The sequence below is a fragment of the Clostridium sp. HCP1S3_C6 genome, from assembly GCF_052066735.1.
In the GTDB taxonomy this organism is placed as follows: Bacteria; Bacillota; Clostridia; order Clostridiales; family Clostridiaceae; genus Clostridium.
This window is the reverse complement of record NZ_JBQHRN010000004.1, coordinates 72,026-89,741: the sequence shown is the minus strand read 5'-3', so window position 1 is coordinate 89,741 and position 17,716 is coordinate 72,026. Positions and strand designations below refer to the sequence as shown.

Sequence of the window (17,716 nt, the reverse complement as noted above, 5' to 3'; positions counted from 1 at the left end):
ATGCTATAATAATTAATTATTGAAAGATAGGTGAAAAAGTTGAAAAAGATAAAAAAAATAATATCAATGTGTATTGCATTGGCTACTACTATTTGCATATTGCAAGGATGCACAGATAATAAAAAGAAAGAAACTTATTCAGAAGATACATTAAATATTTGGGCAAATATGATAAATGATGATTCAAAAACATATAATGAAATAGCTGAAAAGTGGTCTGAAAATCATAATGGAATGAAGGTTAATTTTATAGATAGTGATGTTTCTGCAACTGATTATATTGAAAATGAATTAAAACCAGATATTGTCCTTGGAATGGATACAAGAGAAGCTGAAAAGGTAGTTCTTGCAAAATGCGCAGATGAAATTCCAGGAGAATTATTTTCTGATGATGAATTTACATCAAAGGATTTAATTGATGTTATAACTATAAATGGGAAAAAATATGGAGTTCCATTTACTCAAGATACACCTATTTTATTTTATCGTAAGGACAAAGTAAATAATGTACCTGAAACTATGGAAGATTTAATTAAGGATGCTGAAGATGTTGGATTTACTACAACAATTGATGATAAATTTATTAATTATGGTTTTATGTCCGCTTATGGTGGATATTATTATAAGTATAATGAAGATGGAACTTTTGATGACCACAATATAGGTTGTGATACCAAAGAAGCCATTGAAGGATATGAATTTATTTATGATTTAGTAAATAAATATAAATTTTGTTTAGCTGGTACTACTGATATGATGGCAACTAATGGATTTGAATCTGGAAAATGTGGCTACTATATAGGTGAATATGGACGAGTAAGAACTTTTAATAATCATAATATAGATTTTGGAGTGTCAAAAATACCAACATTAAATGGTAATGAAGTAAAACCATTTAAAATAGTTACAATGTCTGTAGTAAATCCAAACAGTTCTAAAAAAGATCTTGCATGGGATTTTTTAAGATATTTTATGGATGAAGCTTCAGAATATGTTATGACAAGTAATCCTAAAGCACCAGTCCTTAAAAAAAGTCTAGATACAGATTCTTATAAAAATTCAGAATATTTAAGTGAATTTTACAAACAGTCACTTTCTGCTGAACCATATCCCAATATTATATCTGCTTCTATATATGGAAGTGCAATAGATAATAATATATCGGCTATGACATTAAAACAAATGACACCAGAAGAATGTGCTTCTCAAATAAAAAGTGACCTTATAGAGTCTAGAGAGCAAACAATAACAGGTTCTTCAGAAAAATAATAATATTTTATTTGGTGTTCTAAAATATTATTAAGGTCATACAATAGTTATATATTTATTTGACAATAAATACTGTTTTTGCTATTATAAAATAAATAATTTAAATGTAGTGATAGGGAGTGCCTTAAGCTTTTGGCTTAGGGCTTTTTTGTGTAGGAGGGGAAAAGATGCATATAAAAGGAACAGAACTTTTTGTTAAGTCATTAAAAGAAGAAGGAGTAGACACACTATTTGGATATCCAGGCGGTAAAGCAATTCATATATTTGATGCTTTGTATGATGAAGATAGTATAAATATAATATTACCAAGACATGAGCAGGCACTTATACATGAAGCAGAAGGTTATGCAAGGGCAACTGGAAAAGTTGGAGTATGCCTTGTTACTAGTGGACCTGGGGCAACTAATCTTGTTACAGGAATAGCAGATGCAAATTATGATAGTATACCACTTGTATGTTTTACTGCACAGGTACCAAGGAACCTTATTGGTAATGATTCATTTCAAGAAGTAGATATAGTAGGAGTTACAAGGAGTATATCAAAGTATAGTGTAACTGTTAGAAATAGAAAAGATCTTGGAAGAATAATAAAAGAAGCTTTTTATATAGCAAGGACAGGAAAGCCAGGTCCTGTTGTTGTGGATTTACCTGAAGATGTAATGCTTGAAATAGGCGATGATGTATATAAAGAAGACATAAATATAAGAGGATATAAGCCTAATACTGAAGTTCATGTGGGACAAGTAAAAAGAGCAGCAGAACTTTTACAAAAATCTAAAAAACCACTGTTTTTAATTGGTGGTGGTGTCAATATAGCAGGCTGCAAAGATGAATTTACAAAGCTTGTAGAAAAAACTAAAATACCAGTTGTAACTACTGTTATGGGAAAAGGAGCCATAGATACAGATAATAAATTTTATATAGGTAATATTGGTATGCATGGTTCCTTTGCAGGAAATAAGGCTATAAGTAATTGTGATGTATTATTTTCCATTGGAACAAGGTTTAATGATAGAATTACTGGTAAAATCGAAGAATTTGCAAAAAATGCAAAGATAATTCATGTGGATATAGATTCTGCTTCTATATCAAGAAATATAAAAGTAGATATACCAATAGTTGCAGATGCTAAAAAGTTTATGCCTGTTATGCTTCAATATGTGAAGAATTACAAAACTGAAGAATGGATAAAAGAAATAGAAGCTTGGGATAGTGAACATCCATTAAGTTTAAGTGCACCAGAGGGAATATCTCCAAGAAAGGTTATAGATACTGTAAATAAAGTTTATAATAATGAAATTGTTGTAACAGATGTAGGACAGCATCAAATGTGGACTTGCCAATTTATAGATCTTAAAGATAAAGCACAGCTTATTACCTCAGGGGGTCTTGGAACTATGGGGTTTGGACTTCCAGCGGCAATAGGAGCTAAAATAGGGGATAAAACAAGGGATGTAATATGTATATCAGGAGATGCAGGCATGCAGATGAATATACAGGAACTTGTAACAGCAGCATCAAATGAACTTCCTATTACAATATGTATTCTTAATAATAGTTATTTAGGAATGGTTAGACAATGGCAAAAACTTTTCTTTCATAAGAGATATTCAAGTACATGTACAAGAAGAATAAAAGAATGTGATAAAAGATGTAAGGGACCAAGTGATAAATGTCCACCATATTCTCCTGATTTTATAAAAATAGCAGATGCATATGGCATTAAAGGAATAAGAGTAACAGATGAAAATAATCTTTTAGAAGCCTTCAAAGAAGCAAAGGAAAACAAAAAAGGTCCAACACTAATTGAAATAATAATTGATGCTGAAGATATTGTACTTCCAATGGTTCAAGGTGGCAAAGCATTAGATAATATGATTCTTGAGTAAATAGGAGGAAATAATATGAAAAAGAGATGGATTTCATTATATGTAGAAAATGATGTTGGAGTTCTTGCAAAGATTTCAAGTTTATTTTCTGCAAAATCATACAATTTAGATAGTTTAACTGTAGGAACAACTGAAGATGAAAGTGTATCAAGAATGACTATAAGTGTTATAAGTGATGATGCAACTTTTGAACAAATAAAAAAGCAGCTTAATAGATGTGTAGAAGTAATAAAGGTTGTAGATTTTACCAATACGCCTATTCAACTTAAGGAAATATTGTTTATAAAAATTAAAAATTGCACTAAAAGTGATAAAGTAGAAATATTTCAAATTGCAAAAGTTTTTAATTTAGAAATAAAAGACTATGGAGTAGATAGTGTTTTATTAGAATCAGTAAAAACAGAAGAAAAAAATAATGATATTATAAAACTTATTAAAAAACAATTTAAATCTATTGAAGTAGTAAGAGGCGGTAGTGTTGCAATAGAATCCATAAGTACTGCAGATAAATAAATTTTATGTTTGGAGATATATTAATGAATAAGGATGAATTTCTTCAAAGAATGAGATTTAATTTAAAAGGTATGCCAAGTGAAAAGTTAGATAGCATAATTAATTATTACAATGGATATTTTAAGGATAAAGATATTAATAATAATGTAGATGTTATAAATTTATTAGGACATCCTGACAAATTATCAAGACAAATAATTGAGGATTACTCAAAAAGCGAAAATTCTGAAAATAACATTGTGCAGAATAATTCTACAAATAATATAAATAATCAGAATTATGAATTTTTTTATAATTCTGATTATAATAATTTTAATAAACCTTTAGTTAAGAAAAAAAATAATAAACTAAAAACTATTTTGATTGTTTTAGCAATTTTATTTTCTCCAGTTATACTTGGCATTTCTATTGGAATTTTTGGAGTTTTAGTAGGACTTTTTGCTGCTTTTATTTCAATAATAGTATCAACAGCAGCTGTTTCTTTAGTTGGAATTTTTGTGTCTGTAGTATCATTTTTCCTTATACCTGAAAGTTTGGCTTCATTTGCTTTTTATTTAGGATTAGGTCTTATATTATTTTCCATAGGAAGCACTTTACTATATTTGGAAATGATTTCAATAAAGAAGATAGTGGGTTTTATATTAAATAAAAAGAAGAAGGGAGCTTTAGATTATGAGTAAATTTATAAAAATTATGATGTTAATTCTTCTTTTAGGTTTAATATTAATTGTAACAGGCTATATAGAAGGTGGATTTAGAACATTTGAAATTTCAGACTTTAAAATAGCATTTAGTGATGATAAAACAATTATAAAAGAATCATATACTATTGATGATGTAAAGCAAATAAAAATAAATGTTGAAAGTGTAGAAGAAATAGATATTCATGTGGCTGATGAATTTAAACTAGAAATGGAAGCATGTGATTTAGGAAATGGTAAAAAATCAATATCCTATGATATAAATGATGGAATTTTAAATGTAAATCAAGAAAGTGATGATAGAAAAATTACTTTTGGATTTCTTAATAATTCTAAGGAAAAGATAAAAATAACAATACCTAAGGATTTTTCTTTAGAAAATTTTGAATTAGAAAGTGATTATTCTAACATTAACATATCTGATGTTTCTTTAAAAAAAGCATTAATTCAAAGTGATTATGGAAATATTAATTCTAACAATATTAGTATTAATGATGATTTATCAATAAAAGCAGACTATGGAGATATAAATATAGATAATATTTATTGCAATAATTTAAATGTAACTTGTGATTATGGAGATGTAAATATACAAACAGCAGAAAAGGAGAACTTGTTTGATTATACACTTGAAACTACATATGGTGACATAAAATTAAATGGTAATTCTTTTGAAGATAATTATTCTAGAAATAATAATGCTACAAAAAGAATGAATGTAATATGTAATTATGGAGATATAGAAATTGATACATTGAAAAATTAATAGCTATTGCATTATAAAAGGTGGGCATAAGCCTAAGCCCACCATAAAGTTTTATTTAAATTAAGTTTCCATTTTTTAAGGAAGCTTTTTTTATTTTTATGTTAAATATTTTTTCATACTTTTTAACATAAGTAATTTCTCTTGAAGTTACAATAGAAATACATTTGCCAAAAGCTTTTCCTCTTGCAGTTCTACCTGCTCTATGAAGGTATTCTTCACTATTTGAAGGAAAATCTAAATTTATTATGTGAGTAACATCATTTATATCAAGACCTCTTGCTGAAAGGTCTGAAGATACTAAAATGTTTATTTTACCTTTTCTAAAGCTTTCAAGAGCATTTTGTCTAGATTCTTTACTTACATTTTTAGAAAGAGTAAAGGTAGTTTTGTTATGAAAATTCAATTTTTCTGAAGTATTTTTAAGATCATAGGCGTTGTTTACAAAAACTATAGCTTTTGTAGGGTTTTCTGCTGCTATAAGTTTTCTTAAAGTTTCAAATTTGTCTCTCTTATCTACTTCAATAAAAAAATGATTAATATTTGGATTTATGGAAAGCTTTTTGGATGATTTATGTATTTTAGGATTTTTTAAAATATCCATGGCTGTTTTTAAGGCATTTTCATTTATACTAGCTGAAAACATTAAAATTTGTGTATCTCTCATAGATTTTTTTATTATGTCTTTTACCATATTTTTGCTTGTGTTATCTAAAAGATTATCAGCTTCATCAATTACTATTGTTTTTAAAGTATGGGCAGTTATTTTTTTCTTTTTTATAAGATCCATTACTCTTCCAGCTGTACCTACAATTATATGAGGTTTTGTATCTTTTATTTTTTTTATTTGCCTATCAATATTTACATCCCCCATAATTGGAAGTGAAGTTACATTTATACAGCTATTTTTACTTAAAAGCTTTATTTGATTTTCTGTCTGGATAACAAGCTCATGTGTAGGTGCAAGAATAAGGCATTGCATTTCTTTCTTTGATGTATCTATTTTTTGCAATATAGGAGCTACAAAAGCTAAGGTTTTTCCACTACCTGTAAAGGATTCTGCAAGAACATCAAATCCATTTAAAATATCTTCTATTACTAAATTTTGAATTTCAGTTGGAGTTTTTATGTTTTGCTTATTTAAGCCTTCTATTATTTCCTTATTTAAATTTAATTCTTTGAAAGTTTTCAAATTTGATCCTCCTAAATGTTTAAAAAATATAAATTAATTATATACTTTTTTCATAATGGTGTCATTAATGATAATAAGTTTTAATGCATTTTTTCTTTTTAGATAGTATAATATATATGAAAAGAAAGGGTGAGTATTATGGAAATAGGAAGAGTTAGAAGTTCTACAATTACAAAGACAGGAGAAGAAAAAAAAATAGTTTCAGGCAGAAAAAGTTTTTCAAGAAGCTTTGATCAAGCAAAGGAAAGGAAATCTCAAGAGCAGCTTGATAAAATGGCTGAAGATATTAAGAAAAAAGGAAATAGACTTGTAATTACAAAAACTTATGCAGATGTGAAAATCTATAAAAAATTAATTAAAGAATATTTACAATCAGTTCTTGATTATATGTATAATACAAAGAAAGACATAAGCTTCTGGCAAACTCAATATTTTATTACTGTAGATACAGTAGATGAAAAATTAGAAGAGCTTACTAAGGCTATAGTAGAAGACCAAATGGAAAATATAAACATAGCTTCTACCATTGATGAAATTCAAGGATTAATTGTAGATATATATAGGTAATAATATTTATATTTTTGTATATACTATTACCATTATATTATTTACATAATAGGAGGCATTGTATAATGAAAAAGAAAATATCCTTTTGCTTAAGCATTATAATGTTTGTATTTTGTTTTGTAGCTTGTGGCAATTCAAAATCTACTACATCTAATAATGAAACATCTAAAAATAGTGATCCAGTACAGGTAAAAATGATAATACCAGATGGCATTACAGCTATTGCTTGTGCAAAACTTGTAAAAGAAAATACAACAATTGATTCTAATTATAATATGGAATATTCCATAGAAAAATCTTCAGAAAATGTGGTGTCTGCTGTACTTAAAGGAGATGCTGATTTAGCTGTTGTTCCATCAAATGTTAGTGCTACACAATATAATAAAACTGGAAATTACAAAATTGCAGGAACAATTGGCTGGGGATCATTTTATTTAGTTTCTACTGGTGATGAAAGTACTATTGATGATTTAAAGGGTAAAGAAATATATAACATAGGTAAGAATTTAACTCCGGATATTGTCATGAAGTCAATTTTAAAAGATAAGGGATATAATCCAGATGCAGATTTTAATTTTTCTTATGTTAATGGTGTAACTGAGCTTGCACCTATGGTTATTTCAGGAAAAACTAAATACAGTGTTTTACCAGAACCAGCTTTATCACAAGTATCATCTAAAAATCAAAATGCAAAAGTTATTTTAAATTTAAATGATGAATGGAAAAAACTTAATAATAGTGAATATGGATATCCTCAATCAACACTTATAATTAGCAAGAATTTTTATGAAAATAACAAAGATTTTGCAAATAAGCTAATAAGTGAAGTTAAAGAAAGCTGCATATTTGCCAGTGAAAAAAATAGTGATTTACCTACATATTGTGAAGAAATAGGAGTATCAACAGATAAAAACATAGTAATTAAGGCAATGGACAAAGCCAATATTTCTTATACAGATATAAAAGATTGTTATAAGGAATATAAAACTTACTTTGAAAAATTAAGCAGTTTTGATGCAAGTACAATAGGAGGAAAGGTACCTGATGATGAAATTTTCCTTGAAAAATAGTTTATTAAAATCTAAAGTTTATGTGATTTTAGGATTAGTTTTTTTAATTATTTTATGGGAAATTTCGGCTATAATTATAAATAATAATATTTATCTTCCAAGAATTGAAGAAGTTTTTTCTTCAATTCTTTTAATAATTAAAGAAAAAAGCTTTGTTAAGGATTCTTTATCAAGCTTTTTAAGAAGTATAATAAGTTTTGTTAGTGCATTATTTATAGCAGTAATACTTGGAGTTATTTCAACTGTAAAAAAGCCTTTTAGGGAATTTTTAAAACCAATTAATGCTATTACAAAGACTATTCCTACTATGGTTTTAGTTGTTTTATCACTTGTTTGGTTTGATAAGGATAAGACTCCTTATTTAGTTGGTATACTTATAGTTTTTCCTATATTTTATGAAGGTATAATTGGTAATTTGCTTAATGTAGATTATAAAATTATTCAAATGTGTAAAATATATAATATAAAAATAAAAGAAATGATAAAGAAAATATATATACCAGTAATAATAAATTTTATAGAAAATAATTTTGTATCTTCTTTTTCTTTAGCATTTAAAGTGGTAATTGCAGGAGAAGTACATGGACAACCTAAATATGGAATTGGTTCATCAATTCAAAATGCAAAGGCAAATTTTGATGTTTCAAAAATATTTGGCTGGATAATAATAATAGCTTTTATTTCAATAATTTTTGATGCTATTAATATGTTAATACGAAGGAAAGCTAATAAATGGAGAATTAAAAATGAAAATTGAGCTTAAGGGTATAAATAAATCATTTGGAGATAAAACTATATACAAGGATTTTAATATATGTTTTACTAATAATATAAACTGTATATTAGGAAAGTCAGGGGGAGGAAAAAGTACACTGCTTAATATAATTTCAGGACTTGAAAAAGCTGATTCAGGAAATATTTCAGGTATAAATTTAAATGATATAAGCTATGTTTTTCAAGAACATAGGCTTATTCCCTGGCTTACTGTGAAAGAAAATATTGAACTTTTTATATATAATTATTATTCTAAAGAGGAAGCAGGAAAAAAATTTGAATTCTATTTAAATTTACTTGAATTAAGTAAATGTAAAGAAAATTATATTGAATCCTTAAGTGGTGGCATGAAACAGCGAATTAATATTTTAAGGGCACTTTTAAAGCCCTCTAAGGTGATTTTAATGGATGAGCCATTTAAGTCATTAGATTATAAGGTTAAATATAATATAATGAAAAAATTAAAAAGTATCTTAAAAGAAGAAAATAGAAGTTTAATATTTGTTACTCATGATGTGGATGAAGCTATATATATGGAAGGTGAAATATTTATTTTAGGAGGTGTACCTTTTAAAATAAAAGGTACATATTCTAATAATTTATATTCATACAAAGATGAAATACTTAATCTTATTTAATTTTAGGTGTAATAATAATGAATTTTTGAATAATATATATTATATAAATTATGTGTTGAAATAATTATATATTGTTATATAATATTAATAACAATTATCAATTAAAATTAAGCTTTTTAGCTATTTAGGAGGTTTTATATATGGCAAAACAAATAAATGATAATAATTTTGAGAGTGAAGTACTACAAAATGAAGGAGTAGTAGTTGTAGATTTTTATGCAGATTGGTGTATGCCATGCAAAATGCTTGCTCCAGTAATAGAAGAAATAGAAGGAGAATTAAAAGAAGCGAAGTTTGTAAAAATAAATGTAGATGATTCACCTGTAACAGCTAACACTTATAGAGTAGCAAGTATACCTACTATAAAAATCTTTAAAAATGGTGAACTTAAGGATAGTAAGGTAGGATTTAATCCTAAAGAAGTTATAAAAGAGGCTATTGAAGAGGTGCTATAAAAAATGAAAAGGTATGATATAGCCATTATAGGTACTGGTCCTGCAGGCATTTCAGCTGCTATTAATGCAAAGATACGTAATAAATCTTTTATACTTTTTGGAACTAATAATTTAAGTGCAAAACTTCAAAGGGCAACTGAAATAAATAATTATTTAGGTTTTCCTAAAATTTCAGGAAGTGACTTAAAAAAAACATTTCACAATCATTTAAAAGAATTAGAAATAGAAATAACAGAAAAAAGAATAAATAATATATATTCTATGGGCAATTATTTCGCATTAGCAGTTAACACAGAAATTTATGAAGCTAAATCTGTTATTATTGCAACAGGAGTAGAATTTACAAAGGCTATTGAAGGAGAAGAGGAGTTTTTAGGCAGGGGAGTAAGTTATTGCGCCACCTGTGATGCAATGCTTTATAAAAATAAAGAAGTAGCGGTAATATCTTCTACATTAGAAGGTGAAAAGGAAGCTGAATTTTTAAATGAAGTAGCATCAAAGGTTTATTATATTCCTTTATATAAAGGAGAATATAATTTAAATAAAGAAATTGTAGTTATACAGGATAAGCCAATAAAAATATCAAATAAAGATAAAGAAGGAATCATAAAAGAACTAAAACTCAAAAATTCCACAATAGAATGTAGTGGAGTATTTGTATTAAAAGATGCCATATCTCCAGCACAATTAGTGCCAGGATTAAATACAAAAGATGGGCATATTGAAGTTACAAGACAAATGGAAACTAATATAAAAGGTTGTTTTGCAGCAGGTGATTGTACTGGAAAACCATATCAGTATATTAAAGCTGCTGGAGAAGGAAATGTTGCAGCTTTAAGTGCTGTAAGGTATTTAGATAATATAAATGAAAAATAATATTCATTTAACAAAAGCAAATATAATTAGTTTCTTAAAGAAAGAATGTGTGTTAATAATTGCATCATTACTTGCAATTATTACATCATTTTTTTCTCCTTTTAAATTGTCTTATATTAATTTTAAAGTTCTTATTTTACTTTTTAATCTTATGATAGTTATAGGTGCATTTAGAAAGCTAAGGATACTAGATTCTTTAGCTCTATTTTTGCTTAAAAAATGTAAAAGTATGCGATCTGTAAACTTTGCATTAGTTTTTATTACATTTTTTGTTTCTATGATTGTAACAAATGATGTTTCCTTATTAACTTTTGTGCCTTTAACAATTATATTAGCAGATAAATCAAATGTAAATATGATGAATACAATAATACTTGAAACAATTGCTGCAAATATAGGAAGTAGTCTTACACCTGTAGGAAATCCCCAAAATCTTTATATTTACACAAAATACAATATAAATACTGTAGAATTTATTAATATTACAGGAAGGTTTGTTTTTCTTGGAGGTATTATTCTTATATTGCTTATATTATTTCAAAAAAATAAAAAAATAAATGTATCAATAAAAAGTATAGAAATATGCGGAAGATTTAAACCTGTGTTATATTTATTTTTACTTATGGCAGTTATTGGCTCTGTGTTTAATATTATAGATTATAAATTAGTTTTTGCACTAATAATCATTATAGTAATAATTTTGGATAGAGATTTATTTTTGCAAGTTGATTATTCTTTGATATTTACATTTATAACTTTTTTTATATTTGTTGGTAATATATCTAATATGGAATTTATAAAAGATTTTATGAAAAATATTTTAAGTACATCAAAATCTACATATATAGCTAGTATTTTTAGTAGTCAGATTATAAGTAATGTTCCAGCTACAATGCTTGTAACAGGTTTTAGTAATAAGTATAAAGAAATACTTTTGGGAGTAAATATAGGAGGGCTTGGAACAATAATTGCATCTCTTGCAAGTTTAATATCATATAAGTTTTATTGCAGCAGTAATATGGCAAGTAATTTTTCTAAAAGCAAAGATAAAAAGTCTTCTAAAGAATATTTAATAAAGTTTTCTATATATAATTTTATATTATTATTAATATTTACTGTGTTTTTTGTAACAATTATGTAACTTGCTTATTATTATTCATAATTTGGTTGACCTTGTAAATAATTTTATATATTATTATTATAAATATAATTTTGGGAGAATGATAAATGGATATAAAAAAAGAGACTAAAGACATAGCAAAGCATATAATTTCTTTGAGAAAACACTTTCATAAGCATCCAGAACTTGGACTTCAGGAATTTGAAACTTCAAAAAAGATAAAAGAGGAACTTGATAAATTAAGTATTGAATATATTGAAGTGGCTGAAACTGGAATTATTGCATCAATTGGAAAAGGTGAAGGCAGAACTATTGCACTTAGAGCTGATATGGATGCCCTTAAGATTACTGAAAAAACTGGAGTTTCTTATGCATCACAAAATCCAGGAATTATGCATGCTTGTGGTCATGATGCACATACAGCTTCTCTTATTGGAGCTGCAATGATTTTAAAAAAGCATGAAAATGAAATACCTGGTAAAGTTCTACTTATATTTCAACCATCTGAAGAAAATTGTAAGGGAGCAAAACTTATTATAGAAGAGGGATACTTGCAAAATGAAGATGTAGATGAAATTTTTGGACTTCATGTGTTTACTGATATTGAATGTGGCAAAATATCAATAGAAGAAGGGCCTAGAATGGCAGAATCAGATATATTTAAAATAAATATTGCTGGAAGATCTGGTCATGCTGGAAAACCACATTTATGTATAGATGCTGGTCTTGTTGCTTCTGCAATTGTGCTTAATTTGCAGTCAATTATAAGTAGGCGTGTTAATCCTATTGATTCAGCAGTTGTTACAGTAGGGCATATAGAGGCTGGGGCACAGCATAATATAATTCCTGGTAATGCATATATTGAAGGAACAGTAAGAACTTTTTCAATAAATACTGCAAAATTTATAGAAAATGAAATAAAAAGAGTGGTATATAATACAGCAGCTTCTTATGGAGCAACAGTAGATATAGATTATAACTTAGCAGCTCATCCTATTGTTTTTAATGATAAGGAAGCAACTGAAACAGCTCTTGAAGGTGCAAAAAAGATATTTAATGATGAAAATCTTGTGTCTATTCCTAAAATAATGCTTGGAGAAGATTTTTCAATGTATCAAAAAAATATTCCTGGAGTCTTTGCTTTTGTAGGTGCTGGTAATGAAGAAATGGGAAGGGCATATCCTAATCACCATGAAAAATTTAACATAGACGAAAAATCAGTACTTATATGTACTCAGCTTTATGTAGCATATGCAATGGAAGCGGTAGTTAAGGAAGCAAGAAAACATAGAGAATAGGAGATGGTATAATATGTTTGAAGATTTTTATTCATATATATCTGAAATTAATTCCTTTTCTATTGCATTAAGATTATTAATTGCTAGTATATGTGGTGGTGTAATAGGACTTGAAAGAGGTAGAAGAGGTCAAGCAGCAGGATGTAGAACTCATATGCTTGTATGTTTAGGTTCTGCTGCTGTTATGATGACTAATATATTCGTTTATAATAATTTTGGACAGGTGAGTGATCCTACTAGAATTGGAGCACAGGTAGTAAGTGGTATTGGTTTTTTAGGTGCTGGAACTATTCTTGTAACAAGTAAAAATCAAGTTAAAGGTTTAACTACAGCAGCAGGTCTTTGGGCATCAGCATGTATGGGACTTGCTATTGGAATAGGTTTTTATGAACTTGCTATTATTGGAACAATATTTATTTTACTTATTATAGGAATTTTAAATAAACTTGATAACAAAATATATGGAAAATCAAGAATAATGGAAGTATATGTAGAACTTAATGGTTCTCATGTATTAAAAAGCATAATAGAATATGCAAGGAAAAATTCATTTGAAGTTAAACATATTCAAGTTCTTAAAAATAAGGAAATTGATAAAGGGATAACAGGTACAGTATGTACCATAAAATCTAAAAATAAATATGACCATGCTCAAATAATAGCAGATATAAGTGCTATAGATGGAGTATCATACATAGAGGAATTATAAAAAGTTAGGGGATGAGAAGATGAAAAGGTTTAAGTTGAAAGGTAAAATAGTTTTTATTATGACAATAATGTTATCTTTTGAAAGTTCTTTTTATGCAGTATCATATGCTTCTGAAGGCAGCGACGAATTAAAAGTTCAAGATGTTAATTACAGTAAGGAATTTGAGGAATATTGTAATGATTTAAAAGATGGAGATGTATCAAAATATAATGGTTTGATACCTAATATATATGATGTTGAGCTTACAAAGTCTGGGGCTTTAGAAAGTTTTGATTCTAAATATGATCCTCGAGAATTAAACTTAACAACTTCTGTTAAAAATCAAGGTATAAATGAGGTATGTTGGGCATTTGCAGGTATGGGAACTTTAGAAGCATATTTTAAGCTTAAGGGACTTGGGACTTTTGATTTTTCAGAAGAACATGCAAGATGGTATAATACGTTAGATGAAAATGGATATGGATGGAATAGGACTGTTAGTGAGGGAGGCCCTACTCAAATTGTGCCTGGATATTTTACTTCAGGTGCAGGACCAAAGCTTGAAAAAGATATACCATATTCTTATTCTAATACAAATAGACCTTCTAATATGGATAGTGTAAAAACAGTAGTTGATGTTACGGATATTGAATACGTTGCAAATGATACTAATTCTGTAAAAAGAGCAATTAAAGAGAATGGTGCTGTTGAATCTTGTTATTATGATAATTCATCATACTATAGTGGAAATTCTTATTATTATAATGGAAGTTCAGATACAACAGTAAATCATGCAATAACTATTGTAGGTTGGGATGATAATTACTCAAAGGAAAATTTTAAAAATGCTTATAAACCTGAAAATAATGGAGCTTGGCTTATAAAAAACAGCTGGGGTCAGAATAAATATGATGGTGGTTATATGTGGATATCTTATGAAGATAAGATTCTCTTAAATGGCAAGAATGGAAATCTAAATTATTCCATTAAAAGTGCTCAGTTAGCTGATGATAATGATAAAAAGAAATATGAATGGGATAAATATGGAGCAATAACAAAGTGTGGCTTTACACTTAATAATAAAAAAGTTGATGAAGCTTATTATATGAATATTTTTGATTTTACAAATGATTATGATATATTAGATTCTGTAATGTTTATGTCCGAAAGCATAGGTGCAACTTATAGCGTTTATTATGATATTTTAGATGAACAAGGTATTCCTAATACAGATGTAAATAAAATGAAACTATTAGCAACTGGAACAATAGATTATTCTGGTTATAAGACTGTAAAAGTTAACAATTATCCATTAAAGAGTGGTAAAGGTGCTATAGTAGTTAAGGTAAGTGATCCAGGGAATGCTAATGGTATAAGTATTGGATGTGAAACTAAAGTTACATATGTTAATAATAATAAAGTTGCTTATTACCCAGAAGCTAATGAGGGGGAAAGCTTTATTATGGTAAATAATGATAAAAGTAATAATATTATCATTGAGGACATGAATGGTAATAATATGAAAAGTGCTTCCAATTATACACCTAAAAATTTTTCTATAAAGGCTATTACAGTAAAAGGAAACCATGATTATGCTACTCTCCAATTGCCACAGGATTATGAAAAATATGTTTCTTATTTGGAAGATTTAGAGAAAAACGGAAGTAGTGAATATGAGGAAAAGCTTGCATTTATGCTTAAGAAGTATAATAGTCTTGATTATGAAGATATTACAGAAATTTCACAAGATATTAGAAATAAAATAGAAACTTTAAGTGTAAAATTAGCAGATAAAAATCATAAATCTGGTGATATTGTATCATATAATTTACCTTGGAATATAAAAATTCAATCAGAAATTATTGATGCACAATCTAATGAGTGGAAGACTTTTGAAGATAAAATTACGAATAAAAAAATATTACAGGTATATAAAATTAATGCATATGATATACTAGATAAAAAAGCATATATAGAGAATATAGATATTGGCATAAATAATACATATAATAAAAAGCTTTATACATTTGTGTTAAAAAATAATGATCTAATAGAAAAAGAATCTTCAATAGAAGGTTCAAATATAAATTTAAATATAAGTGATGATTCCTATATAGCTCTAGCAGAGGATGCATCTACAACTCCAGGTTCAAGTACTGTAACCTTTGACAAAAATCAAGTGATTTTTACAATGATGTTGTTTATATTGTCAATCTTTACAATTTATTCATTAACTAAAAATAAAAAAGTGATATAATATTTATGAATTATATAACTATTGTTAAAAAGGAGAAAAGAAATGAGATTAGTTTACAAAAATCCAAAGGAATTAGGAACAGCAGTAAAGGATCTTGTAGATGAATATCAAGATGATTTAATTACTTATGAAAAATTCCAGGAAAAATTAAAAAAGGTATCCGAAACAAATAAGGAAAGATTATTTAAAAATGGAAAGGTTGAAAGCAAAATAGCTGTTATTCTTGGTGATGAAAGAATTGAACTTTTAAATAAAGCTTTAGCTTAGTAAATTTTAAATTAGTTGATATTTAGCTGTTGCATTATATGTAACAGCTATTTTTTAAAAATTAAATTGTAAGAATAAAAAGCAATTGAAATGATATATTATATTTATAAAGTATAATTTATGGAGGGATTTTTTGGGTAAAATAATTATAGTAGTAGTATTAGTAATAATAGTATTAGTTTTTTTTACATTATATTTTATGAATAAAGAAGCTTTTAAACAGACAGAATTTAAAAAGCGTAAGGATAAAAACATGGCATTTGTTGCTCTTGAAAAGATTAATATGCTTGATAAAAAAATATATAATTACGAAAAGATAGAAGAAGTTACTGTAAAATCAAAAGACAATTATAATTTAAAGGGATATTTTATTGAAAAATATAAACAATCAAATAAATATGTTATTTTGATTCATGGATACAGCTGCAATCACTATTCATCAATGGCTTTTGCTAGAATGTTTTTAAATAAGGGGTTTAATGTTTTAGCAGTTGATTCAAGAAGTCATGGAGAAAGTGAAGGAATTTATGCTACTTATGGTTATTATGAAAAGGATGATATAAATTTATGGATAGAAGAGATTAAAAAAAGAATTAATAAAGATGAGCTTTTTTTAGGACTTCATGGACAATCTATGGGGGCTTCTACTTCATTGATAGTTGGAGGAAATAATAAAGATGTTAAATTTGTAATAGATGATTGTGGATTTTCTAGAGCTAAGGATTGTATCAAATTCACAATAGGAAATCATAAATATGTTCCAATTAATATTATTTATAAATGTCTTAATAAAAAACTCATAAGGCTTGCTAAATTTAATTTAGAAGAATCTAACCCTATTGATGAAATAGTAAAAAGAAAAGATTTGCCTGTGCTTTTTGTCCATGGAATGAAGGATGAAAAAGTTCCATATAAAATGGCTGAGGAAATGTATAATAAAAAACAAGGGAAAAATGACATTTTATTCTTAGTTAAAGATGCAGTTCATATGAATTGTTATGGTGTAGCTAAAAAAGAGTATGAAGAAAAAGTATATAAAATTATAGAACTAGCAGAAGAAATTTATAAAAAAAGGGTTAGCATTTAAAAAAAATACTAACCCGGTGGCTATCAACCTTTCGTAATTGAAAGGCTATTTATATTATATCCATGATTTTAGAATTTTATTCAATAATATAATTGCAATGAAACAAGTAATTATTAATATTCTTTTAATTTTTTTGCTTGACCTTTCATTTCCTTTATGATATAGTAATAACTGTTCTTGGTCCATTGGTCAAGTGGTTAAGACGTCACCCTCTCACGGTGAAATCAGGGGTTCGACTCCCCTATGGACTACCATGTAATTGTCGTAAGGCTTGCTAATAAGCTTGTCTTGC

General features: G+C 27.1%; 18 protein-coding genes and 1 tRNA gene. 18 read left to right on the top strand and 1 reads right to left on the bottom strand.

Annotated elements, in window-relative coordinates; all coding sequences use genetic code 11:
• The first annotated feature begins 39 nt into the window (after positions 1-39).
• From ACTNAO_RS02725 to ACTNAO_RS02705, 5 genes are all read left to right on the top strand, one after another.
• Complete coding sequence (locus ACTNAO_RS02725) at positions 40-1,269, top strand: sugar ABC transporter substrate-binding protein (protein ID WP_441026116.1); 1,230 nt, start codon at positions 40-42, stop codon at positions 1,267-1,269.
• 167 nt (positions 1,270-1,436) lie between these two features.
• Entirely contained in the window at positions 1,437-3,158 is a 1,722-nt protein-coding gene (ilvB, locus tag ACTNAO_RS02720; protein WP_441026114.1) for a biosynthetic-type acetolactate synthase large subunit, read from the top strand.
• Between the two features lie 15 nt (positions 3,159-3,173).
• Positions 3,174-3,671 (top strand): acetolactate synthase small subunit, encoded by a 498-nt coding sequence (gene ilvN, locus ACTNAO_RS02715; protein WP_441026112.1) that lies wholly within the window; start codon positions 3,174-3,176, stop codon positions 3,669-3,671.
• A gap of 23 nt (positions 3,672-3,694) precedes the next feature.
• Complete coding sequence (locus tag ACTNAO_RS02710) at positions 3,695-4,351, top strand: DUF1700 domain-containing protein (protein ID WP_441026110.1); 657 nt, start codon at positions 3,695-3,697, stop codon at positions 4,349-4,351.
• Positions 4,344-5,138: a DUF4097 family beta strand repeat-containing protein gene (locus tag ACTNAO_RS02705; RefSeq protein WP_441026108.1), complete on the top strand. Its 795-nt coding sequence runs from the start codon at positions 4,344-4,346 to the stop codon at positions 5,136-5,138. Before ACTNAO_RS02710 ends, ACTNAO_RS02705 begins: the two co-directional genes overlap by 8 nt.
• Positions 5,139-5,193: 55 nt before the next feature.
• On the opposite strand, the gene ACTNAO_RS02700 is transcribed toward ACTNAO_RS02705, so the two are convergent.
• The gene (locus ACTNAO_RS02700; protein ID WP_441026106.1) at positions 5,194-6,327 is read right to left on the bottom strand and encodes a DEAD/DEAH box helicase; all 1,134 of its coding nucleotides are present in this window, start codon (positions 6,325-6,327) and stop codon (positions 5,194-5,196) included.
• A gap of 138 nt (positions 6,328-6,465) precedes the next feature.
• Between ACTNAO_RS02700 and ACTNAO_RS02695 the strand changes: the two genes are divergently transcribed.
• From ACTNAO_RS02695 to ACTNAO_RS02635, 13 genes are all read left to right on the top strand, one after another.
• Positions 6,466-6,894: a YaaR family protein gene (locus ACTNAO_RS02695; protein ID WP_441026104.1), complete on the top strand. Its 429-nt coding sequence runs from the start codon at positions 6,466-6,468 to the stop codon at positions 6,892-6,894.
• A 65-nt stretch (positions 6,895-6,959) separates the two neighbouring features.
• Complete coding sequence (locus tag ACTNAO_RS02690) at positions 6,960-7,964, top strand: ABC transporter substrate-binding protein (RefSeq protein WP_441026102.1); 1,005 nt, start codon at positions 6,960-6,962, stop codon at positions 7,962-7,964.
• Positions 7,939-8,721, top strand: coding sequence for an ABC transporter permease (locus ACTNAO_RS02685; protein WP_441026100.1), 783 nt, complete (start codon positions 7,939-7,941; stop codon positions 8,719-8,721). Before ACTNAO_RS02690 ends, ACTNAO_RS02685 begins: the two co-directional genes overlap by 26 nt.
• Positions 8,711-9,376, top strand: coding sequence for an ABC transporter ATP-binding protein (locus tag ACTNAO_RS02680; protein WP_441026098.1), 666 nt, complete (start codon positions 8,711-8,713; stop codon positions 9,374-9,376). Before ACTNAO_RS02685 ends, ACTNAO_RS02680 begins: the two co-directional genes overlap by 11 nt.
• 140 nt (positions 9,377-9,516) lie before the next feature.
• The gene (gene trxA / locus ACTNAO_RS02675) at positions 9,517-9,831 is read left to right on the top strand and encodes a thioredoxin (protein WP_441026096.1); all 315 of its coding nucleotides are present in this window, start codon (positions 9,517-9,519) and stop codon (positions 9,829-9,831) included.
• Positions 9,832-9,834: 3 nt separating this feature from the next.
• Complete coding sequence (locus ACTNAO_RS02670) at positions 9,835-10,707, top strand: NAD(P)/FAD-dependent oxidoreductase (RefSeq protein ID WP_441026094.1); 873 nt, start codon at positions 9,835-9,837, stop codon at positions 10,705-10,707.
• The gene (locus ACTNAO_RS02665) at positions 10,697-11,848 is read left to right on the top strand and encodes an SLC13 family permease (protein WP_441026092.1); all 1,152 of its coding nucleotides are present in this window, start codon (positions 10,697-10,699) and stop codon (positions 11,846-11,848) included. Before ACTNAO_RS02670 ends, ACTNAO_RS02665 begins: the two co-directional genes overlap by 11 nt.
• A gap of 86 nt (positions 11,849-11,934) precedes the next feature.
• Positions 11,935-13,125: a M20 metallopeptidase family protein gene (locus ACTNAO_RS02660; protein ID WP_441026090.1), complete on the top strand. Its 1,191-nt coding sequence runs from the start codon at positions 11,935-11,937 to the stop codon at positions 13,123-13,125.
• A gap of 13 nt (positions 13,126-13,138) precedes the next feature.
• Positions 13,139-13,834, top strand: a complete 696-nt coding sequence (locus tag ACTNAO_RS02655; protein ID WP_441026088.1) for an MgtC/SapB family protein — start codon at positions 13,139-13,141, stop codon at positions 13,832-13,834.
• A gap of 19 nt (positions 13,835-13,853) precedes the next feature.
• The gene (locus ACTNAO_RS02650) at positions 13,854-16,070 is read left to right on the top strand and encodes a C1 family peptidase (protein WP_441026086.1); all 2,217 of its coding nucleotides are present in this window, start codon (positions 13,854-13,856) and stop codon (positions 16,068-16,070) included.
• Positions 16,071-16,112: 42 nt separating this feature from the next.
• A complete protein-coding gene (locus ACTNAO_RS02645; protein WP_441026084.1) occupies positions 16,113-16,337 on the top strand; it encodes a TIGR04540 family protein in 225 nt (74 codons plus the stop codon).
• 133 nt (positions 16,338-16,470) lie between these two features.
• Positions 16,471-17,424: an alpha/beta hydrolase gene (locus tag ACTNAO_RS02640; RefSeq protein ID WP_441026082.1), complete on the top strand. Its 954-nt coding sequence runs from the start codon at positions 16,471-16,473 to the stop codon at positions 17,422-17,424.
• A gap of 179 nt (positions 17,425-17,603) precedes the next feature.
• Positions 17,604-17,678: transfer RNA gene (locus ACTNAO_RS02635), tRNA-Glu, on the top strand.
• Positions 17,679-17,716: the final 38 nt, after the last annotated feature.